General features: G+C 50.1%; 37 protein-coding genes. 34 read left to right on the plus strand and 3 right to left on the minus strand.

The annotated features are described in order from the left end of the window. From COO59_RS19620 to bfr, 3 genes are all read left to right on the plus strand, one after another. A partial coding sequence (locus tag COO59_RS19620) for an EF-Tu C-terminal domain-related protein (RefSeq protein ID WP_240614169.1) occupies window positions 1-511 on the plus strand: 511 nt, incomplete at its 5' end. 176 nt (window positions 512-687) lie between these two features. Then, window positions 688-882: a bacterioferritin-associated ferredoxin gene (gene bfd / locus COO59_RS19625; RefSeq protein WP_103061369.1), complete on the plus strand. Its 195-nt coding sequence runs from the start codon at window positions 688-690 to the stop codon at window positions 880-882. A gap of 84 nt (window positions 883-966) precedes the next feature. Next, complete coding sequence (gene bfr / locus COO59_RS19630) at window positions 967-1,443, plus strand: bacterioferritin (protein ID WP_103061370.1); 477 nt, start codon at window positions 967-969, stop codon at window positions 1,441-1,443. Here the strand turns inward: bfr and COO59_RS19635 are convergent. Beyond that, window positions 1,427-2,209 (minus strand): prepilin peptidase, encoded by a 783-nt coding sequence (locus COO59_RS19635; protein WP_103061371.1) that lies wholly within the window; start codon window positions 2,207-2,209, stop codon window positions 1,427-1,429. The two genes, bfr and COO59_RS19635, sit on opposite strands and share 17 nt — an antisense overlap. A 384-nt stretch (window positions 2,210-2,593) precedes the next feature. Between COO59_RS19635 and rpsJ the strand changes: the two genes are divergently transcribed. The 31 genes from rpsJ (at window position 2,594) to COO59_RS19790 (ending at window position 17,755) form a co-directional block, all read left to right on the plus strand. Then, a complete protein-coding gene (gene rpsJ / locus COO59_RS19640; protein WP_001181005.1) occupies window positions 2,594-2,905 on the plus strand; it encodes a 30S ribosomal protein S10 in 312 nt (103 codons plus the stop codon). 32 nt (window positions 2,906-2,937) lie between these two features. Further along, window positions 2,938-3,567, plus strand: a complete 630-nt coding sequence (gene rplC, locus COO59_RS19645; RefSeq protein WP_085068476.1) for a 50S ribosomal protein L3 — start codon at window positions 2,938-2,940, stop codon at window positions 3,565-3,567. A 10-nt stretch (window positions 3,568-3,577) separates the two neighbouring features. Beyond that, the gene (rplD, locus tag COO59_RS19650; RefSeq protein WP_010304939.1) at window positions 3,578-4,183 is read left to right on the plus strand and encodes a 50S ribosomal protein L4; all 606 of its coding nucleotides are present in this window, start codon (window positions 3,578-3,580) and stop codon (window positions 4,181-4,183) included. Further along, complete coding sequence (gene rplW, locus COO59_RS19655) at window positions 4,180-4,482, plus strand: 50S ribosomal protein L23 (protein ID WP_038629756.1); 303 nt, start codon at window positions 4,180-4,182, stop codon at window positions 4,480-4,482. Before rplD ends, rplW begins: the two co-directional genes overlap by 4 nt. A gap of 17 nt (window positions 4,483-4,499) precedes the next feature. Continuing rightward, a complete protein-coding gene (rplB, locus tag COO59_RS19660; RefSeq protein WP_103061372.1) occupies window positions 4,500-5,321 on the plus strand; it encodes a 50S ribosomal protein L2 in 822 nt (273 codons plus the stop codon). A 16-nt stretch (window positions 5,322-5,337) separates the two neighbouring features. Continuing rightward, complete coding sequence (rpsS, locus tag COO59_RS19665) at window positions 5,338-5,616, plus strand: 30S ribosomal protein S19 (RefSeq protein WP_004929772.1); 279 nt, start codon at window positions 5,338-5,340, stop codon at window positions 5,614-5,616. 14 nt (window positions 5,617-5,630) lie between these two features. Continuing rightward, window positions 5,631-5,963, plus strand: a complete 333-nt coding sequence (gene rplV, locus COO59_RS19670; protein ID WP_007891659.1) for a 50S ribosomal protein L22 — start codon at window positions 5,631-5,633, stop codon at window positions 5,961-5,963. Window positions 5,964-5,980: 17 nt separating this feature from the next. Then, entirely contained in the window at window positions 5,981-6,682 is a 702-nt protein-coding gene (gene rpsC / locus COO59_RS19675; protein ID WP_085068468.1) for a 30S ribosomal protein S3, read from the plus strand. A gap of 12 nt (window positions 6,683-6,694) precedes the next feature. Continuing rightward, window positions 6,695-7,105, plus strand: a complete 411-nt coding sequence (rplP, locus tag COO59_RS19680) for a 50S ribosomal protein L16 (protein ID WP_008927134.1) — start codon at window positions 6,695-6,697, stop codon at window positions 7,103-7,105. Beyond that, complete coding sequence (gene rpmC, locus COO59_RS19685; protein WP_038629759.1) at window positions 7,105-7,296, plus strand: 50S ribosomal protein L29; 192 nt, start codon at window positions 7,105-7,107, stop codon at window positions 7,294-7,296. The genes rplP and rpmC overlap by 1 nt, the downstream gene beginning before the upstream one ends. Further along, on the plus strand, window positions 7,296-7,550 hold the full coding sequence (gene rpsQ, locus COO59_RS19690; RefSeq protein WP_003850147.1) for a 30S ribosomal protein S17: 255 nt from the start codon (window positions 7,296-7,298) through the stop codon (window positions 7,548-7,550). The genes rpmC and rpsQ overlap by 1 nt, the downstream gene beginning before the upstream one ends. A gap of 433 nt (window positions 7,551-7,983) precedes the next feature. Beyond that, entirely contained in the window at window positions 7,984-8,355 is a 372-nt protein-coding gene (gene rplN / locus COO59_RS19695; RefSeq protein WP_038629760.1) for a 50S ribosomal protein L14, read from the plus strand. Between the two features lie 10 nt (window positions 8,356-8,365). Then, a complete protein-coding gene (rplX, locus tag COO59_RS19700; RefSeq protein WP_103061373.1) occupies window positions 8,366-8,680 on the plus strand; it encodes a 50S ribosomal protein L24 in 315 nt (104 codons plus the stop codon). A 14-nt stretch (window positions 8,681-8,694) separates the two neighbouring features. Beyond that, entirely contained in the window at window positions 8,695-9,234 is a 540-nt protein-coding gene (rplE, locus tag COO59_RS19705; RefSeq protein WP_038629762.1) for a 50S ribosomal protein L5, read from the plus strand. Between the two features lie 14 nt (window positions 9,235-9,248). Then, window positions 9,249-9,554, plus strand: coding sequence for a 30S ribosomal protein S14 (gene rpsN, locus COO59_RS19710; protein ID WP_085068464.1), 306 nt, complete (start codon window positions 9,249-9,251; stop codon window positions 9,552-9,554). 33 nt (window positions 9,555-9,587) lie between these two features. After that, on the plus strand, window positions 9,588-9,980 hold the full coding sequence (gene rpsH, locus COO59_RS19715) for a 30S ribosomal protein S8 (protein WP_017374146.1): 393 nt from the start codon (window positions 9,588-9,590) through the stop codon (window positions 9,978-9,980). Between the two features lie 11 nt (window positions 9,981-9,991). Continuing rightward, a complete protein-coding gene (rplF, locus tag COO59_RS19720) occupies window positions 9,992-10,525 on the plus strand; it encodes a 50S ribosomal protein L6 (RefSeq protein WP_103061374.1) in 534 nt (177 codons plus the stop codon). A gap of 9 nt (window positions 10,526-10,534) precedes the next feature. Beyond that, window positions 10,535-10,888 carry a 50S ribosomal protein L18 gene (gene rplR, locus COO59_RS19725; RefSeq protein WP_103061375.1) on the plus strand — a complete coding sequence of 118 codons (354 nt, stop codon included), beginning with the start codon at window positions 10,535-10,537 and terminating at the stop codon, window positions 10,886-10,888. 14 nt (window positions 10,889-10,902) lie between these two features. Beyond that, window positions 10,903-11,403, plus strand: coding sequence for a 30S ribosomal protein S5 (gene rpsE, locus COO59_RS19730; RefSeq protein ID WP_085068460.1), 501 nt, complete (start codon window positions 10,903-10,905; stop codon window positions 11,401-11,403). 6 nt (window positions 11,404-11,409) lie between these two features. Next, window positions 11,410-11,589, plus strand: a complete 180-nt coding sequence (rpmD, locus tag COO59_RS19735) for a 50S ribosomal protein L30 (protein ID WP_004846568.1) — start codon at window positions 11,410-11,412, stop codon at window positions 11,587-11,589. A gap of 3 nt (window positions 11,590-11,592) precedes the next feature. Beyond that, a complete protein-coding gene (rplO, locus tag COO59_RS19740; RefSeq protein ID WP_103061376.1) occupies window positions 11,593-12,027 on the plus strand; it encodes a 50S ribosomal protein L15 in 435 nt (144 codons plus the stop codon). 7 nt (window positions 12,028-12,034) lie between these two features. Next, window positions 12,035-13,366, plus strand: a complete 1,332-nt coding sequence (secY, locus tag COO59_RS19745; protein ID WP_103061377.1) for a preprotein translocase subunit SecY — start codon at window positions 12,035-12,037, stop codon at window positions 13,364-13,366. Window positions 13,367-13,397: 31 nt separating this feature from the next. Continuing rightward, on the plus strand, window positions 13,398-13,514 hold the full coding sequence (gene rpmJ, locus COO59_RS19750) for a 50S ribosomal protein L36 (protein WP_004160566.1): 117 nt from the start codon (window positions 13,398-13,400) through the stop codon (window positions 13,512-13,514). A 145-nt stretch (window positions 13,515-13,659) separates the two neighbouring features. Beyond that, the gene (gene rpsM, locus COO59_RS19755) at window positions 13,660-14,016 is read left to right on the plus strand and encodes a 30S ribosomal protein S13 (protein ID WP_008457189.1); all 357 of its coding nucleotides are present in this window, start codon (window positions 13,660-13,662) and stop codon (window positions 14,014-14,016) included. Window positions 14,017-14,032: 16 nt separating this feature from the next. Next, on the plus strand, window positions 14,033-14,422 hold the full coding sequence (rpsK, locus tag COO59_RS19760; RefSeq protein ID WP_004160563.1) for a 30S ribosomal protein S11: 390 nt from the start codon (window positions 14,033-14,035) through the stop codon (window positions 14,420-14,422). Window positions 14,423-14,453: 31 nt separating this feature from the next. After that, complete coding sequence (rpsD, locus tag COO59_RS19765) at window positions 14,454-15,074, plus strand: 30S ribosomal protein S4 (RefSeq protein ID WP_038629769.1); 621 nt, start codon at window positions 14,454-14,456, stop codon at window positions 15,072-15,074. Between the two features lie 25 nt (window positions 15,075-15,099). After that, entirely contained in the window at window positions 15,100-16,089 is a 990-nt protein-coding gene (locus COO59_RS19770) for a DNA-directed RNA polymerase subunit alpha (protein ID WP_085068452.1), read from the plus strand. A 40-nt stretch (window positions 16,090-16,129) separates the two neighbouring features. Continuing rightward, the gene (gene rplQ / locus COO59_RS19775) at window positions 16,130-16,516 is read left to right on the plus strand and encodes a 50S ribosomal protein L17 (protein ID WP_003850180.1); all 387 of its coding nucleotides are present in this window, start codon (window positions 16,130-16,132) and stop codon (window positions 16,514-16,516) included. A 121-nt stretch (window positions 16,517-16,637) separates the two neighbouring features. Next, complete coding sequence (locus tag COO59_RS19780; RefSeq protein WP_103061378.1) at window positions 16,638-17,003, plus strand: DnaJ family domain-containing protein; 366 nt, start codon at window positions 16,638-16,640, stop codon at window positions 17,001-17,003. A 2-nt stretch (window positions 17,004-17,005) separates the two neighbouring features. Further along, the gene (gene zntR / locus COO59_RS19785) at window positions 17,006-17,443 is read left to right on the plus strand and encodes a Zn(2+)-responsive transcriptional regulator (protein ID WP_103061379.1); all 438 of its coding nucleotides are present in this window, start codon (window positions 17,006-17,008) and stop codon (window positions 17,441-17,443) included. A 54-nt stretch (window positions 17,444-17,497) separates the two neighbouring features. Continuing rightward, complete coding sequence (locus tag COO59_RS19790) at window positions 17,498-17,755, plus strand: alternative ribosome-rescue factor A (RefSeq protein WP_103061380.1); 258 nt, start codon at window positions 17,498-17,500, stop codon at window positions 17,753-17,755. A gap of 7 nt (window positions 17,756-17,762) precedes the next feature. Here COO59_RS19790 and mscL read toward each other — a convergent pair whose 3' ends face one another. Both mscL and trkA read right to left on the minus strand, forming a co-directional pair. Then, a complete protein-coding gene (gene mscL, locus COO59_RS19795; protein ID WP_103061381.1) occupies window positions 17,763-18,173 on the minus strand; it encodes a large-conductance mechanosensitive channel protein MscL in 411 nt (136 codons plus the stop codon). Between the two features lie 126 nt (window positions 18,174-18,299). Continuing rightward, a complete protein-coding gene (trkA, locus tag COO59_RS19800; RefSeq protein ID WP_103061382.1) occupies window positions 18,300-19,676 on the minus strand; it encodes a Trk system potassium transporter TrkA in 1,377 nt (458 codons plus the stop codon). Window positions 19,677-19,700: the final 24 nt, after the last annotated feature.

Raw genomic sequence — 19,700 nt, forward strand, 5'->3', positions numbered from 1 at the left:
TACCGTTGTTACCGGTCGTGTTGAGCGTGGCGTGGTCAAAGTGGGTGAAGAAGTGGAAATCGTTGGTATCAAAGATACGGCGAAATCTACCTGTACCGGCGTTGAAATGTTCCGCAAACTGCTGGACCAGGGCCAGGCTGGTGAGAACGTTGGTGTTCTGCTGCGTGGTATCAAACGTGAAGAGATCGAGCGTGGCCAGGTTCTGGCTAAGCCGGGCTCCATCAAGCCGCACACCACCTTTGAATCAGAAGTTTACGTTCTGTCCAAAGACGAAGGCGGCCGTCACACTCCGTTCTTCAAAGGCTACCGTCCTCAGTTCTACTTCCGTACGACTGACGTGACTGGTTCCGTTGAACTGCCGGAAGGCGTTGAGATGGTAATGCCGGGCGACAACATCAAAATGGTTGTTACCCTGATCCACCCGATCGCGATGGACGACGGTCTGCGTTTCGCAATCCGCGAAGGTGGCCGTACCGTTGGCGCGGGCGTTGTTGCTAAAATTATTGCTTAATAAGCTTTAATTAGAATAAATGCTTTGGTGTTTATTCTGTGAAAAAGGGCGCTTCGGCGCCCTTTTTTTATCTATCCGCTTTGCCTGATCCCCGCTTTAATCCTTACAAAATGCAGGTTTGAAATAAAAATCATTCTCATTTAAAATGCGTTCAGTATTTGTACTGGAGCATATAAATGTACGTCTGCCTGTGTAATGCAATAAGCGATAAAACCGTGCGCGAAGCCGTTCGTCGCTATCAGCCAAAATCTATCCAACAGCTGCGTCAGCTGATACCGGTCGGTAAGCAGTGCGGTAAATGCATCCGTGCGGCGCGTGAAATTATGGAAGAAGAGATGAAAAATCCGCCGCTGTATAAAGAGATCGCCTGAGAATAACCGCAGTTTTATCGTTGCCTTTTTGACTTCTTTCTAACCGCATCTACGCTCTAATTAACTGGAAGCGGAGGAAGCGTAATGAAAGGCGATGCAAAAATCATAGGCTATTTAAATAAATTATTGGGAAATGAACTGGTTGCGGTTAATCAGTACTTTCTCCATGCGCGGATGTTCAAAAACTGGGGGCTGATGCGTTTGAATGATGTGGAATACCACGAATCAATCGATGAGATGAAGCATGCAGACAAGTACATTGAACGCATCCTTTTTCTGGAAGGTATCCCTAATCTTCAGGACGTAGGCCGTTTACGCATTGGCGAAGATGTCGAAGAAATGCTGCGCTCCGATCTGTCGCTTGAAATGGAAGGCGCAAAAGATCTACGTGAAGCTATTGCCTGGGCAGATAAAATTTATGACTACGTCAGCCGGGACATGATGATTGAAATTCTGGCAGATGAAGAAAAGCATATTGACTGGCTGGAAACCGAGCTGGACTTAATACAAAAGATGGGGATCCAAAACTATCTGCAGGCGCAGATCAGAGAGGAGGAGTAACGCTACCCGTCTGCGTTTGCCAAATGAATACTGCCCAGCCTGCTATAGACAGACATGGTCCAAAAGGCTGTCGGCGATGCCAGCCGGCAGCTCTCTCATCTACACCACGATAGACAAAAAGTGATAAGCCGAGCAATGCGGCAATAGCTGCAATCAAAGGCAGCGCCTGCCAGCCACACCAGGCGCCTAACGCTGCGAATAATTTCATATCACCATATCCGACGCCTTCCTGACGATACCACGCCTGAAATCCCCAATATAACAACCACAAAAAAAGCCAGCCGAGCACAGCGCCCGTGACCGCTGAGGGTAAGTATTCATGAGACAAAGCCAGGTGATAAAGCAGGCCCAGCCATAACAGCGGAAGCGTAATCGCATCAGGCAACATAAAGTGTTGCCAGTCGATAAGGCTAAGCACTATCAGCGCTGCGCTAAGAAATAGTGAAAATATCAGCGGAGCCGGAGAGCTGTGGTAGCTCGCCACCAAGGTGAATAGCAGGCAGGTTAGGATCTCTGTAATAAGCAAACGCAGCGGGAGTTTAATCTGGCAGTAACGGCACTTTCCTTGCCGCCTGCACCAGCTGTAAATCGGCACCAGGTCGCTAAGTTTAAGACGATGTCCGCAGCCGGCGCAGTGGGAAGCGGGAAGGGCGAGTGAAACCAGCCATTGCCGGGAGGTAAGGCTGGGCTGATAGCGATCGGCGGCCAGGCACAGAAAGCTCCCGACGATAAGGCCTGATAGTCCAGACAGAAAAAGCGTCAGCACAGCATCCCCTTTTTATCGCTGATATTAACCTCAGGGTAATGTTCAGAGCGGATGCTGTCTTTTGCCTTTTAGCCGTCACTGAAGCTGGCCTGCAAAGAAAAATCGCTGGTTGCGCAGCGTCCAACGCGCTCGCGCTTTAGCTTCCAATTTTTTAGAGCAATGTTGTCCGGCGGGTTGCTATCTGAGCGAATTCCCGTATAATGCGCGGGCCTGCTAATATTGCAAGCGCGATTCGAGCAGAATCGCAGGCTGGTCGGATATCGCCTGGCCTGACAATACTCCCGATTGGGGAGTTATATGCTGAACGATTACACTCCCCTATCAATCGTAATGGGTGCGAGGAGTAATTTTTTTCGTTTATAAAATAATTGGAGCTCTGGTCTCATGCAGAACCAAAGAATCCGTATCCGTCTTAAAGCGTTTGATCATCGTCTGATCGATCAATCAACCGCGGAAATCGTTGAGACTGCCAAGCGCACTGGTGCGCAGGTTCGTGGTCCGATCCCGCTGCCGACCCGCAAAGAGCGCTTTACCGTTCTGATCTCCCCGCACGTTAACAAAGACGCGCGCGATCAGTATGAAATCCGCACTCACAAGCGTCTGGTTGACATCGTTGAGCCAACTGAAAAAACCGTTGATGCTCTGATGCGTCTGGATCTGGCTGCCGGTGTAGACGTGCAGATCAGCCTGGGTTAATCAGGTCATCGAGCGATTGAGAGGTTGAAACAATGATTGGTTTAGTCGGTAAAAAAGTGGGTATGACCCGCATCTTCACTGAAGAAGGCGTTTCTATCCCTGTAACCGTTATCGAAGTTGAAGCAAACCGTGTTACTCAGGTTAAAGGTCTGGACAGCGACGGTTACCGCGCCATCCAGGTTACCACCGGTGCGAAAAAAGCGAACCGTGTGACCAAACCTGAAGCAGGTCATTTTGCTAAAGCTGGCGTAGAAGCTGGCCGTGGTCTGTGGGAATTCCGCACCGCTGAAGGTGAAGAATATACCGTTGGCCAGGACATCAGCGTTGAAATTTTCGCTGAAGTTAAGAAAGTTGACGTAACTGGTACTTCCAAGGGTAAAGGTTTCGCCGGTACTGTTAAGCGCTGGAACTTCCGTACCCAGGATGCTACACACGGTAACTCCTTGTCTCACCGCGTTCCGGGTTCTATCGGTCAGAACCAGACTCCGGGCAAAGTGTTCAAAGGCAAAAAAATGGCAGGTCAGCTGGGTAATGAGCGCGTAACCGTTCAGAGCCTGGACGTAGTACGTGTTGACGCTGAGCGCAACCTGCTGCTGGTTAAAGGTGCAGTTCCCGGTGCTACCGGTAGCGACCTGATCGTTAAACCAGCTGTGAAGGCGTAAGGGGATAGCAATGGAATTAGTATTGAAAGACGCGCAAAGCGCGCTGACTGTTTCCGAAACTACCTTCGGTCGTGATTTCAACGAAGCGCTGGTACATCAGGTTGTTGTTGCTTATGCAGCTGGTGCCCGTCAAGGTACCCGTGCCCAGAAAACCCGTGCTGAAGTAACTGGTTCCGGTAAAAAACCGTGGCGCCAGAAAGGCACCGGCCGTGCGCGTTCAGGTTCTGTTAAGAGCCCGATCTGGCGTTCAGGTGGTGTGACTTTCGCTGCGAAGCCGCAGGATCACAGTCAAAAAGTTAACAAAAAGATGTACCGCGGCGCGCTGAAAAGCATTCTGTCCGAGCTGGTACGTCAGGATCGTCTGATCGTTGTCGAGACGTTCTCTGTAGAAGCGCCGAAAACTAAGCTGCTGGCACAGAAACTGAAAGATATGGCGCTGGAAGACGTGCTGATCATCACCGGTGAACTGGATGAGAATCTGTTCCTGGCTGCGCGTAACCTGTACAAGGTTGACGTGCGTGATGCAGCGGGTATCGATCCGGTTAGCCTGATCGCCTTCGACAAAGTCGTTATGACTGCTGACGCAGTTAAGCAAGTTGAGGAGATGCTGGCATGATCCGTGAAGAACGTCTGCTGAAAGTGCTGCGCGCGCCGCACGTTTCTGAAAAAGCGTCTACTGCGATGGAAAAAACCAACACCATCGTTCTCAAAGTTGCGAAAGACGCGTCCAAAGCAGAAATCAAAGCCGCTGTGCAGAAACTCTTTGAAGTTGAAGTCAAAGACGTGAACACCCTGGTCGTTAAGGGCAAGGTTAAGCGTCATGGACAGCGTATTGGTCGTCGTAGCGACTGGAAGAAAGCTTACGTCACCCTGAAAGAAGGCCAGAATCTGGACTTCGTCGGCGGCGCAGAGTAAGTCGGAGGAGAAGAACAATGGCAATTGTTAAATGTAAACCGACATCTCCGGGTCGTCGCCACGTAGTTAAAGTGGTGAACCCAGAGCTGCACAAGGGCAAACCATTTGCTCCGCTGCTGGAAAAAAACAGCAAATCCGGTGGCCGTAACAACAATGGCCGCATCACCACGCGTCACATTGGTGGTGGTCATAAGCAGGCTTACCGTATCGTTGACTTTAAACGCAACAAAGACGGTATCCCGGCAGTTGTTGAACGTCTTGAGTACGATCCGAACCGCTCCGCGAACATCGCGCTGGTTCTGTACAAAGATGGCGAACGCCGTTATATCCTGGCCCCTAAAGGCCTGAAAGCTGGCGACCAGATTCAGTCTGGCGTTGATGCTGCGATCAAAGCAGGTAACACCCTGCCGATGCGTAACATCCCAGTAGGTTCCACCGTTCATAACGTAGAAATGAAACCAGGCAAGGGCGGTCAGATTGCTCGTTCTGCTGGTGCTTACGTGCAGATCGTTGCGCGTGAAGGTTCCTACGTAACCCTGCGTCTGCGTTCAGGTGAAATGCGTAAAGTCGAATCTGACTGCCGCGCAACTCTGGGCGAAGTCGGTAACGCTGAGCATATGCTGCGCGTTCTGGGTAAAGCAGGTGCTGCCCGCTGGCGTGGTGTTCGTCCGACCGTTCGTGGTACTGCGATGAACCCAGTAGATCACCCGCACGGTGGTGGTGAAGGTCGTAACTTTGGTAAGCACCCGGTAACCCCGTGGGGCGTTCAGACCAAAGGTAAGAAGACCCGTAGCAACAAGCGTACCGATAAATTTATCGTACGTCGCCGTAGCAAATAATATTAGAGGATAAGCCATGCCACGTTCTCTCAAGAAAGGTCCATTTATTGACCTGCACTTGCTGAAGAAGGTAGAGAAAGCGGTGGAAAGCGGTGACAAGAAGCCCCTGCGCACTTGGTCCCGTCGTTCAACGATCTTTCCAAATATGATCGGTTTGACCATCGCTGTCCATAATGGTCGTCAGCACGTACCTGTCTTTGTTTCCGACGAAATGGTTGGTCACAAGCTGGGTGAATTCGCGCCGACTCGTACTTATCGCGGTCACGCGGCTGATAAAAAAGCCAAGAAACGCTAAGGCAGGAGGAAGAGATGGAAACTATTGCTCAACATCGCCACGCTCGTTCTTCTGCTCAAAAGGTTCGCCTGGTGGCTGACCTGATTCGCGGTAAGAAAGTGTCGCAGGCTCTGGACATCCTGACCTACACCAATAAAAAAGCGGCTGTACTGGTCAAGAAAGTTCTGGAATCTGCCATTGCTAACGCAGAACACAACGATGGCGCTGATATCGACGATCTGAAAGTCGCGAAAATTTTCGTCGACGAAGGCCCAAGCATGAAGCGCATTATGCCGCGTGCAAAAGGTCGTGCAGATCGCATCCTGAAGCGCACCAGCCACATTACTGTGGTTGTGTCCGATCGCTGAGACTCTGGAGACTAGCAATGGGTCAGAAAGTACATCCTAATGGTATTCGACTGGGTATTGTTAAACCCTGGAACTCTACCTGGTTCGCTAATACCAAAGAATTCGCTGACAACCTGGACAGCGATTTTAAAGTGCGTCAGTTCCTGACTAAAGAACTGGCTAAAGCGTCTGTATCGCGCATCGTTATCGAACGTCCGGCTAAAAGCATCCGTGTAACCATTCACACCGCTCGCCCGGGCATCGTTATCGGTAAAAAAGGCGAAGACGTAGAGAAACTGCGCAACGTTGTAGCGAATATCGCTGGCGTACCTGCGCAGATCAATATCGCTGAAGTCCGTAAACCGGAACTGGACGCGAAATTGGTTGCTGACAGCATCACTTCTCAGCTGGAGCGTCGCGTGATGTTCCGTCGTGCGATGAAGCGTGCTGTACAGAACGCAATGCGTCTGGGCGCTAAAGGTATTAAAGTTGAAGTTAGTGGCCGTCTGGGCGGCGCAGAAATCGCACGTACCGAATGGTACCGCGAAGGTCGCGTACCGCTGCACACCCTGCGTGCTGACATCGACTACAACACCTCAGAAGCGCACACCACTTATGGTGTAATCGGCGTTAAGGTATGGATCTTCAAAGGTGAGATCCTGGGTGGTATGGCTGCTGTTGAACAACCGGAAAAACCGGCTGCTCAACCGAAAAAGCAGCAGCGTAAAGGCCGTAAGTAAGGAGAGTCGCTGATGTTACAACCAAAGCGTACAAAATTCCGTAAGGTGCACAAAGGCCGCAACCGTGGTCTGGCTGCCGGTACGGATGTGAGCTTCGGTACTTTCGGTCTGAAAGCTGTTGGCCGTGGTCGTCTGACTGCCCGTCAGATCGAAGCAGCACGTCGTGCTATGACCCGTGCAGTTAAGCGTCAAGGTAAGATCTGGATCCGTGTATTCCCGGACAAACCGATCACCGAGAAGCCGCTGGAAGTGCGTATGGGTAAAGGTAAAGGTAACGTGGAGTATTGGGTTGCCTTGATCCAGCCGGGTAAAGTCCTGTATGAAATGGACGGCGTACCGGAGGAGCTGGCCCGTGAAGCATTCAAGCTGGCAGCAGCAAAACTGCCTATCAAAACCACCTTTGTTACTAAGACGGTGATGTAATGAAAGCAAAAGAGCTGCGTGAAAAAAGCGTTGAAGAGCTGAACACTGAGCTGCTGAACCTGCTGCGTGAGCAGTTTAACCTGCGCATGCAGGCAGCATCTGGCCAGCTGCAGCAGACTCATCTGCTGAAGAATGTGCGCCGTGATGTTGCACGCGTTAAAACTTTACTGACTGAGAAGGCGGGTGCGTAATGACCGATAAAATTCGTACTCTGCAAGGTCGTGTTGTTAGTGACAAAATGCAGAAATCTGCAGTTGTTGCTATCGAGCGTTTCGTGAAGCACCCGATCTACGGTAAATTCATTAAGCGTACGACTAAGCTGCACATCCATGACGAGAACAACGAATGCGGTATCGGTGACGTGGTTGAAATCCGCGAATGCCGCCCGCTGTCCAAGACTAAGTCCTGGACTCTGGTTCGCGTTATTGAGAAAGCGGTTCTGTAATAGAATCCTCTTTCTTATTGAAACCCTCTGCCTTCGGCAGAGGGTTTTTTTTTGCTTACGCGCCGGTTGCTGCCAGGCGCTGCAATTAAATGTTACGGGCGTTGCGATCGTCGCCTGTTGTGGTGAAGTTAAATCTATAGCTAACATTTAGCGCTAACCTATTGTCTGTATCTGCTTATTTGCCTCCGCATAGAAGAATAACCATCAATAAGCTGAAGAAGTGTGCAGATTACGATTGCTACAGAGTGAACAATTCCTTAGAATGTCGCGTTCCTTAATTTACAGGTTCAAATATCGACTCGACAGGAGTCGTTTATTTTTTCTACCCATCTGCGGGGACCGGTGTTATAATGCCGCGCCCTCAATTATGGGGCTTTCTAACGACCCGCTGTTTGGGTCCCGAAGTAGTAGTTGACATTAGCGGAGCACTAAAATGATCCAAGAACAGACTATGCTGAACGTCGCCGACAACTCCGGTGCACGTCGCGTAATGTGTATCAAGGTTCTGGGTGGCTCGCACCGTCGCTACGCAGGCGTAGGCGACATCATCAAAGTTACCATCAAGGAAGCAATTCCGCGTGGTAAAGTGAAAAAAGGTGATGTGCTTAAGGCGGTAGTGGTGCGCACCAGGAAGGGTGTTCGTCGCCCTGACGGTTCTGTCATTCGCTTCGATGGTAATGCATGCGTTATTCTGAACAATAACAGCGAGCAGCCTATCGGAACGCGTATTTTTGGGCCGGTAACTCGTGAACTTCGTAATGAAAAGTTCATGAAAATTATCTCCCTGGCACCAGAAGTACTCTAAGGAGCGAGCAATGGCAGCGAAAATCCGTCGTAACGACGAAGTTATCGTGCTGACCGGTAAAGATAAAGGTAAGCGCGGTAAAGTAAAAAATGTCCTGTCTTCTGGCAAGGTCATTATTGAAGGTATCAACCTGGTGAAGAAACATCAGAAGCCGGTTCCGGCTCTGAACCAACCAGGCGGCATCGTTGAAAAAGAAGCTGCAATTCAGGTTTCTAACGTTGCTATCTTCAATGCGGCTACCGGCAAGGCTGACCGTGTAGGCTTTAGATTCGAAGATGGAAAAAAAGTCCGTTTCTTCAAGTCTAACAGCGAAACTATCAAGTAATTTGGAGTAGTACGATGGCGAAACTGCATGATTACTACAAAGACGAAGTAGTTAAAAAACTCATGACTGAGTTTGGCTACAATTCTGTCATGCAAGTCCCTCGGGTCGAGAAGATCACCCTGAACATGGGTGTTGGTGAAGCGATCGCTGACAAAAAGCTGCTGGATAACGCAGTAGCTGACCTGGCAGCAATCTCCGGTCAAAAACCGCTGGTCACCAAAGCACGCAAATCAGTTGCAGGCTTCAAAATCCGTCAGGGCTATCCGATCGGCTGTAAAGTAACTCTGCGTGGCGAACGCATGTGGGAGTTCTTTGAGCGTCTGGTCACTATTGCTGTACCGCGTATTCGTGACTTCCGTGGCCTGTCTGCGAAGTCTTTCGATGGTCGTGGTAACTATAGCATGGGCGTCCGTGAGCAGATCATCTTCCCAGAAATCGACTATGACAAAGTCGATCGCGTTCGTGGTTTGGATATTACCATTACCACTACTGCGAAATCTGACGATGAAGGCCGTGCTCTGCTGGCTGCTTTTGACTTCCCGTTCCGCAAGTAAGGTAGGGTTACTTAATGGCTAAGCAATCAATGAAAGCACGCGAAGTCAAGCGTGAGAAATTAGCAGACAAATTCTTCGCAAAACGCGTAGAACTGAAAGCGATCATTTCTGATGTGAACGCCTCCGACGAAGATCGTTGGAATGCTGTTCTCAAGCTGCAGAGTCTGCCGCGTGATTCCAGCCCGTCTCGTCAGCGTAACCGCTGCCGTCAAACAGGTCGTCCGCATGGTTTCCTGCGGAAGTTCGGGTTGAGCCGTATCAAGGTCCGTGAAGCCGCTATGCGCGGTGAAATCCCGGGTCTGAAAAAGGCTAGCTGGTAATTGTCACCAATTGAATCACGGGAGTAAAGACAGATGAGCATGCAAGATCCGATCGCGGATATGCTGACCCGTATCCGTAACGGTCAGGCCGCGAACAAAGTTGCGGTCACCATGCCTTCCTCCAAGCTGAAAGTGGCAATCGCCAACGTGCTGAAGGAAGAAGGTTATATTGAAGATTTCAAAATCGAAGGCGACATCAAGCCGGAACTGGAACTGACTCTTAAGTATTTCCAGGGTAAAGCTGTGGTAGAAAGCATTCAACGTGTTAGCCGTCCTGGCCTGCGCATCTATAAGAAAAAAGATGAGCTGCCGAAGGTAATGGCTGGACTGGGTATTGCTGTTGTTTCTACCTCTAAAGGTGTTATGACCGATCGTGCAGCGCGCCAGGCTGGTCTTGGTGGCGAAATTATCTGCTACGTAGCTTAACGGAGGAAAAAATGTCTCGTGTTGCTAAAGCACCTGTCGTTGTTCCTGCCGGCGTAGAGGTAAAACTCAACGGTCAGGAAGTTTCGATCAAAGGTAAAAACGGCGAGCTGACTCGTACTATCAATAATGCTGTTGAAATTAAGCATGCTGACAACGCTCTGACTTTCGCCCCGCGCGAAGGTTTCGTTGATGGCTGGGCGCAGGCGGGTACTGCCCGTGCGCTGCTGAACGCAATGGTTATCGGTGTTACCGAAGGCTTCACTAAGAAGCTGCAGCTGGTTGGTGTAGGTTATCGTGCAGCCGTTAAAGGCAATGTCGTGAATTTGTCACTGGGTTTTTCTCACCCGGTTGAACACGATCTGCCAGCGGGAATCACTGCAGAATGTCCGTCTCAGACTGAAATCGTACTGAAAGGTGCGGATAAACAGCTGATCGGCCAGGTTGCGGCTGACTTGCGCGCCTACCGTCGTCCTGAGCCTTACAAAGGCAAGGGTGTTCGTTACGCCGACGAAGTCGTGCGTACCAAAGAGGCTAAGAAGAAGTAAGGTAACACTATGGATAAGAAATCTGCTCGTATCCGTCGTGCGACCCGCGCACGTCGCAAGATCAAAGAGCTGGGTGCTACTCGCCTGGTGGTACATCGTACCCCGCGTCATATTTACGCACAGGTCATCGCCCCGAACGGCTCTGAAGTTCTGGTTGCTGCTTCTACTGTAGAAAAAGCTATCTCTGAACAACTGAAGTACACCGGCAACAAAGACGCTGCTACTGCTGTAGGTAAAGCTATCGCTGAGCGCGCGCTGGAAAAAGGCATCAAAGATGTTGCTTTCGACCGTTCCGGTTTCCAATATCATGGTCGCGTCCAGGCACTGGCAGAAGCTGCCCGTGAAGCTGGCCTTCAGTTCTAAGGTAGAGGTCTAAGATGGCACACATCGAGAAACAAGCTGGTGAACTGCAGGAAAAGCTGATCGCGGTAAACCGTGTATCTAAAACTGTTAAAGGTGGCCGTATTTTCTCCTTCACCGCACTGACTGTAGTGGGTGATGGTAACGGTCGCGTAGGTTTTGGTTACGGTAAAGCGCGTGAAGTTCCGGCAGCGATCCAGAAAGCGATGGAAAAAGCCCGTCGCAACATGATTAACGTCGCGCTGACTAACGGCACCCTGCAGCACCCTGTTAAAGGTGCGCACACAGGTTCCCGTGTGTTCATGCAACCGGCTTCTGAAGGTACCGGTATTATTGCCGGTGGTGCAATGCGCGCCGTCCTGGAAGTCGCTGGAGTTCATAACGTTCTGGCTAAAACCTATGGTTCCACTAACCCGATTAACGTGGTTCGTGCAACTATTGATGGCCTTGAAAATATGAAATCTCCGGAAATGGTCGCTGCCAAGCGTGGTAAATCCGTTGAAGACATTCTGGGGTAATTGACCATGGCAAAGACGATCAAAATTACACAAACCCGTAGTGCAATCGGCCGTTTGCCTAAGCATAAGGCAACGCTGCTTGGCCTGGGTCTGCGTCGCATTGGCCATACCGTTGAGCGTGAAGACACGCCTGCTGTTCGCGGTATGGTTAACGCGGTTTCCTATATGGTTAAAGTGGAGGAGTAACAGATGCGTTTGAATACTCTGTCTCCGGCCGAAGGCTCAAAACAGGCGGGTAAACGCCTGGGTCGTGGTATCGGTTCTGGTCTCGGTAAAACCGGCGGCCGCGGTCACAAAGGTCAGAATTCTCGTTCTGGCGGTGGCGTACGTCGTGGTTTCGAAGGCGGTCAGATGCCGCTGTACCGTCGTCTGCCGAAATTCGGCTTCACTTCTCGCAAAGCAATGGTCACGGCGGAAATTCGTCTGTCCGAGCTGGCGAAAGTGGAAGGCGGTATTGTTGACCTGAATACGCTGAAAGCAGCAAACATCATCGGTATTCAGATCGAATTCGCGAAAGTGATTCTGTCTGGCGAAGTTTCTGCACCGGTTACGGTTCGCGGTCTGCGTGTCACTAAAGGCGCTCGTGCTGCAATCGAAGCTGCTGGCGGTACAATTGAGGAATAAGTAGCAGATGGCTAAGCAACCAGGATTAGATTTTCAAAGTGCCAAGGGCGGTTTCGGCGAACTGAAACGCAGACTTTTGTTTGTCATCGGTGCGCTGATTGTATTCCGCATTGGCTCTTTTATTCCGATCCCTGGTATCGATGCCACTGTACTTGCCAAACTGCTTGAGCAACAGCGTGGCACCATCATTGAAATGTTCAACATGTTTTCTGGTGGTGCTTTAAGCCGTGCTTCTATCTTTGCGCTGGGTATTATGCCGTATATTTCGGCATCAATTATTATCCAGCTGCTAACGGTGGTTCATCCCGCCCTGGCAGAAATAAAGAAAGAAGGGGAGGCTGGCCGTCGTAAGATTAGCCAGTACACCCGTTACGGTACTCTGGTGTTGGCTATATTTCAGTCGATCGGTATTGCTACCGGTCTGCCGAATATGCCTGGAATGCAGGGCCTGGTAATGAACCCAGGCTTTGCTTTCTACTTCACTGCTGTTGTGAGTCTGGTTACGGGAACCATGTTCCTGATGTGGCTGGGCGAGCAGATTACTGAACGAGGTATCGGCAACGGTATCTCAATCATAATCTTTGCTGGTATTGTTGCGGGTCTTCCGCCGGCCATTGGCCATACCATTGAGCAAGCGCGGCAAGGCGACCTGCACTTCCTCCTGTTGCTGTTGGTTGCAGTTCTCGTATTTGCAGTGACCTTCTTCGTTGTTTTCGTTGAGCGTGGTCAACGCCGCATTGTGGTGAACTATGCGAAACGTCAGCAAGGCCGTCGTGTCTATGCTGCACAGAGTACACATTTACCGTTGAAGGTGAACATGGCAGGGGTTATCCCGGCAATTTTCGCCTCCAGCATTATCCTGTTCCCGGCTACCATCGCATCATGGTTTGGTGGCGGTACAGGATGGAACTGGCTGACAACTATTTCGCTCTATTTGCAGCCAGGACAGCCGCTTTATGTGCTACTCTATGCGACTGCAATCATCTTCTTCTGTTTCTTCTATACGGCGTTGGTTTTCAATCCGCGAGAAACAGCAGATAACCTGAAGAAGTCTGGTGCATTTGTACCAGGAATTCGTCCGGGAGAGCAAACGGCGAAGTACATCGATAAAGTGATGACGCGTCTGACGCTAGTTGGTGCGCTCTACATTACTTTCATCTGCCTGATCCCGGAGTTCATGCGTGATGCGATGAAGGTACCGTTCTACTTCGGTGGAACCTCACTGCTTATCGTCGTTGTTGTCATCATGGACTTTATGGCTCAAGTGCAAACTCTGATGATGTCCAGTCAGTACGAGTCTGCATTGAAGAAAGCAAACCTGAAAGGCTATAGCCGCTAATCAGGCGCTTGAGAAGTTACGGAGAGTAAAAATGAAAGTTCGTGCTTCCGTCAAGAAATTATGTCGTAACTGCAAAATCATTCGTCGCGACGGCGTCGTACGTGTGATTTGCAGCGCCGAGCCTAAGCACAAACAGCGCCAGGGCTGATTTTCTCGCATATTTTTCTTGCAAAGTTGGGTTGAGCTGGCTAGATTAGCCAGCCAATCTTTTGTATGTCTGTGCGTTTCCATTTGAGTATCCTGAAAACGGGCTTTTCAGTATGGGGCGCATATATAATTTATAGGAGTGCATAGTGGCCCGTATAGCAGGCATTAACATTCCTGATCAGAAACATGCCGTAATCGCATTAACTTCGATCTACGGCGTCGGCAAAACTCGCTCCAAGGCCATCTGTGCTGCTGCGGGTATCGCTGAAGATGTTAAGATCAGTGAGCTGTCTGAAGAACAAATTGACACGCTGCGTGACGAAGTTGCCAAATTTGTCGTTGAAGGTGATCTGCGCCGTGAAGTGAGCATGAGCATCAAGCGTCTGATGGACCTTGGTTGCTATCGCGGTTTGCGTCATCGTCGTGGTCTGCCAGTGCGCGGTCAGCGTACCAAGACCAACGCCCGTACCCGTAAGGGTCCGCGCAAACCGATCAAGAAATAATCGGGGTGATTGAATAATGGCAAAGGCACCAGTTCGTGCACGTAAGCGTGTAAGAAAACAAGTCTCAGATGGCGTGGCTCATGTCCATGCTTCTTTTAACAACACTATCGTTACCATTACTGACCGTCAGGGTAACGCACTGGGTTGGGCAACTGCCGGTGGTTCCGGTTTCCGTGGTTCTCGTAAATCTACGCCGTTCGCTGCACAGGTTGCTGCTGAGCGCTGCGCAGAGGCCGTGAAAGATTACGGTATCAAGAATCTGGAAGTTATGGTTAAGGGTCCGGGTCCGGGTCGCGAATCTACCATTCGTGCTCTGAACGCCGCAGGTTTCCGCATCACTAATATTACTGATGTGACTCCGATCCCTCACAACGGTTGTCGTCCGCCGAAAAAACGTCGCGTATAACGCCCGTTTTTAGGATAGTTGGAGAAAGAAAATGGCAAGATATTTGGGTCCTAAGCTCAAGCTGAGCCGTCGTGAGGGCACAGACTTATTCCTGAAGTCTGGCGTTCGCGCGATTGATTCCAAGTGTAAGATTGAACAAGCCCCTGGCCAGCACGGTGCGCGTAAACCGCGTCTGTCTGACTACGGCGGTCAGTTACGTGAAAAGCAGAAAGTCCGTCGTATCTACGGCGTTCTTGAGCGTCAGTTCCGTAACTATTACAAAGAAGCAGCACGTCTGAAAGGCAACACCGGTGAAAACCTGTTAGCTCTGCTGGAAGGTCGTCTGGACAACGTAGTTTATCGTATGGGCTTTGGTGCCACTCGTGCAGAAGCACGTCAGCTGGTTAGCCATAAATCCATCATGGTAAACGGTCGCGTTGTTAACATCGCTTCTTATCAGGTATCTCCGAATGACGTAGTCAGCATCCGCGAGAAAGCCAAAAAGCAGTCTCGCGTGAAAGCCGCTCTGGAGCTGGCTGAGCAGCGTGAAAAGCCAACCTGGCTGGAAGTTGATGCAACTAAGATGGAAGGTGTGTTCAAGCGTATTCCTGAACGTACCGATCTGTCTGCGGACATTAACGAACACCTGATCGTCGAGCTTTACTCCAAGTAAAGCTTAGTACCAAAGAGAGGACACAATGCAGGGTTCTGTGACAGAGTTTCTAAAACCGCGCCTGGTAGATATCGAGCAACTGAGTTCGACGCACGCCAAGGTGACCCTTGAGCCTTTAGAGCGTGGCTTTGGCCATACTCTTGGTAACGCACTGCGCCGTATTCTGCTGTCATCCATGCCGGGTTGCGCGGTGACCGAGGTTGAGATTGATGGTGTACTTCATGAGTACAGCACCAAAGAGGGCGTACAGGAAGATATCCTGGAAATCCTGCTTAACCTGAAAGGGCTGGCGGTAAGAGTTCAGGGTAAAGATGAAGTCATCCTTACGCTGAATAAATCTGGCATTGGCCCTGTGACTGCAGCCGACATTACCCATGATGGTGATGTCGAAATCGTCAAGCCGCAGCACGTGATCTGCCATCTGACCGATGAAAACGCATCTATTAATATGCGTATCAAAGTGCAGCGTGGTCGTGGTTATGTGCCGGCTTCTGCCCGAATTCATTCGGAAGAAGATGAGCGCCCAATCGGCCGTCTGTTAGTCGACGCCTGCTATAGCCCTGTAGACCGTATCGCCTACAATGTTGAAGCTGCGCGCGTAGAACAGCGTACCGACCTGGATAAGCTGGTCATCGAAATGGAAACCAACGGCACTATCGATCCTGAAGAGGCGATTCGTCGTGCGGCTACCATTCTGGCTGAACAACTCGAAGCTTTCGTTGACCTGCGTGATGTGCGTCAGCCGGAAGTTAAAGAAGAGAAACCAGAATTCGATCCGATCCTGCTGCGCCCTGTTGACGATCTGGAATTGACTGTCCGCTCTGCTAACTGCCTTAAGGCAGAAGCTATCCACTACATCGGTGATCTGGTACAGCGTACCGAGGTTGAGCTACTTAAAACGCCTAACCTTGGTAAAAAATCTCTTACTGAGATTAAAGACGTGCTGGCCTCACGTGGTCTGTCTCTGGGCATGCGCCTGGAAAACTGGCCACCGGCAAGCATTGCTGATGAATAACCAGATCGCAGGTTAAGGTTTTACTGAGAAGGATAAGGTCATGCGCCATCGTAAGAGTGGTCGTCAACTGAACCGCAACAGCAGCCATCGTCAGGCTATGTTCCGCAACATGGCCGGCTCTTTGGTTCGTCATGAGATCATCAAGACGACCCTGCCGAAAGCGAAAGAGCTGCGTCGCGTAGTTGAGCCGCTGATTACTCTTGCCAAGACCGACAGCGTAGCTAATCGTCGTCTGGCATTCGCCCGTACTCGTGATAACGAGATCGTGGCAAAACTGTTTAACGAGCTGGGCCCGCGTTTCGCGAGCCGTGCCGGTGGTTACACTCGCATTCTGAAGTGTGGCTTCCGCGCTGGTGACAACGCTCCGATGGCTTACATCGAGCTGGTTGATCGTCCAGAAGCTCAAGCAGAAGCTGCAGCAGAGTAACCTGCTGTATGTTAAAGAAACCGGGCCTGGTGCCCGGTTTTTTTATATCCTCATTTCATCTCTGCTTTACCTCTGTCGATTCTGCGCTATCCTGAAGCTCTGATATTTTCCGGAGCATGCCATGTGGCTAATCGATCAGTTGGCTGAACAGCATATTCGCGAAGCACAACAAAAGGGCGAGCTGGAAGGTTTGTCTGGCGAAGGCGCACCGCTCATATTGGACGATGACAGCCACGTTCCCGCAGAGCTTCGTGCCGGTTACCGCCTGTTAAAAAATGCGGGTTATTTACCGCCCGAACTGGAAATACGACGCGAAGCGCTGGAACTTAACGACCTGTTAAAAGAGCTTGATCCGCCGGATAAAGCGCATAGCGACTATCTGAAGCGCCTGCGCCTTTTAGAAATAAAGCTCATACAGGCAGGTATGAATACGGATTTTCTTTCCGGGCAGTATCGTGATGCGATTGCCCATCGTTTCGGGGAGTAAATATGTATCGTATCGGAGAGCTTGCTCGCCTGGCCGCCGTCACGCCAGATACCATTCGTTATTATGAAAAAGAAAATATGATGGACGTTCCTGCTCGCTCGGCAGGGGGATTCCGTTTGTATAACGATGATGATCTGCGGCGTCTGAAATTTATCCGGCATGCAAAACAGTCAGGATTAACGTTGGATGCGATCCGGGATTTACTTTCGATCCGCATCGATCCAGAACACCATACCTGCCAGGAATCTAAAAATATCGTTAAGGCTCGCCTGCAAGAAGTCGAGATGCGAATTGCTGAATTACAAATGATGCAACGCGCTCTGCAATGTTTAAGCGATGCCTGCTGCGGTTCGGCCCATACCAGCCTTGACTGTTCTATCTTAGAAAGCCTGGAACAGGGAAAGGTAAAAAATAGTGAGCTGAAACCGGGCAAATATTGATTTCAGGAAAAAACAGGTCTATATACATACCCGACTTTCACCAAAGGAGAAGTTATGTCTGGTTATCAACATAAAAAAGGTAAGATCAAAAACAATGCCATAGAGGCTTTACTGCACGATCCCCTGTTTAAAACGCGGATCGAAGTAAATGTGAAAGGTAAAGGTAGCTATCGGCGTAAAGCAAAACATAACAACAAAGCAGGCTGGGAGGCCAGTGGTAAAGCAAACTTTACCACTGGCCTTTTGGTTAGTAAGGAAGCACTAGGCGCTATACCACAGGCCAGGGCTTGTACCTCTTATCCAGCATGGTAGGGTAGTTTTAGCCTTTATTATTTTGCTGTTTCAGCAAGTCACGGATCTCAGTCAACAATGTTTCTTCTGCGCTGGGTTCTGCTGCTGGCTTTTCAACTTCCTTCTTCCGGTGCAGTTTATTTATCAATTTGATAGCGATGAAAATCGCAAAAGCAACAATGATGAAGTCAAAGATGTTTTGCAAAAATATGCCGTACTCCATCACGACCGGTGGCGTTTCTCCCTGAGCCGGTTTTAATACCCATTTGAACTGCTTGAAATCTATCCCGCCGATCAGTAATCCCAGCGGCGGCATAATGATATTTGCCACCAGTGATGAAACAATTTTGCCAAAGGCAGCACCAATAATTACACCAACGGCCAGGTCTACGACGTTGCCGCGCATAGCAAAATCACGGAATTCTTTAAAAAAACTCATAAACAGCTCCTTTCCATTGCCAAACCATAAAGTCTAACAAACGAATCAGGGTTTGCCATGGTCAATTAACGAAGCGTTGGGGATCTATGCGGCGGAACGCAGCAGCTTCCTTGCTGCTCAACGTGTTTATAAGAAAAATGGGCTGGGCTGGAAAAGACGTTCCACGTCCGGGACAAATTTTTTGTCTGTCAGAAACATGATTACATGATCGCCCTGTTCAATACGCAGGTTGTTATTTGCAATCATTATGTCATCACCGCGTACAACGGCACCGATAATGGTGCCCGGCGGTAGTTTAATATCTTCAACCAGACGGCCAACAACACGAGATGTCGTCTCGTCCCCATGCGCAATAGCCTCAATGGCCTCGGCAACGCCGCGACGCAGAGATGAGACGCTAACAATATCCGCTTTACGCACGTGGCTAAGCAGGGCTGAGATGGTTGCCTGCTGGGGAGAAATAGCGATATCAATCACGCTGCCCTGTACCAAATCAACATACGCACGCCGCTGGATAAGCACCATAACTTTCTTGGCGCCCATCTTTTTAGCCAACATAGCTGACATGATATTCGCTTCATCGTCGTTAGTTACGGCAATAAAAAGATCTACCTGCTCGATATGTTCTTCTGCTAACAACTCCTGATCTGAAGCATCGCCATAAAAAACGATCGTATCGTGTAATAGCTCAGCCAGTTCGGCAGCGCGCTGCTGATTACGTTCAATCAATTTTACGCTGTAGTTTTTTTCCAGCCGCAGCGCCAGGCCATAGCCAATATTGCCGCCGCCAACGAGCATAATTCTTTTGTAGGGTTTTTCCAGTCGTTGCATCTCGCTCATAACCGCACGGATATGCTGACTGGCTGCGATAAAAAAGACTTCATCGCCAGCTTCGACGATGGTTGAACCTTGCGGACGAATGGGGCGATCCTGACGGAATATGGCTGCAACACGCGTATCGATATGTGGCATATGTTCACGCATAATCGATAACGGATTACCAATCAACGGACCGCCATAATAAGCTTTCACCACCGCCAGGCTAACTTTACCTTCAGCAAAATTTACTACCTGTAACGCACCGGGGTACTCGATCAAACGATAAATATTATCGATTACCAGCTGTTCTGGGGAGATTAAATGATCGATAGGCACCGCTTCCGGTATAAACAACTTTTCTGCGTCGCGGATATAGTCGGCAGCACGAATACGCGCAATACGGTTAGGCGTGTTGAACAGCGTATAAGCTATTTGACAGGCGACCATATTCGTTTCATCGGAGCTGGTTACCGCAACCAGCATATCAGCATCCTGCGCGCCGGCCTCACGCAATACCCGCGGATGGGAACCGTGCCCCTGAACCACGCGTAAATCGAACTTATCCTGTAGTTGACGCAGACGCGTAGCGTCTTTATCCACGACGGTAATATCGTTATTTTCGCCCACCAGGTTTTCTGCCAGCGTGCCGCCCACCTGACCCGCTCCGAGAATGATTATTTTCATCGTTGTTTCAACTTATAGGTTGTC

This window comes from Mixta theicola, assembly GCF_002895925.1.
Lineage (GTDB): Bacteria > Pseudomonadota > Gammaproteobacteria > Enterobacterales > Enterobacteriaceae > Mixta > Mixta theicola.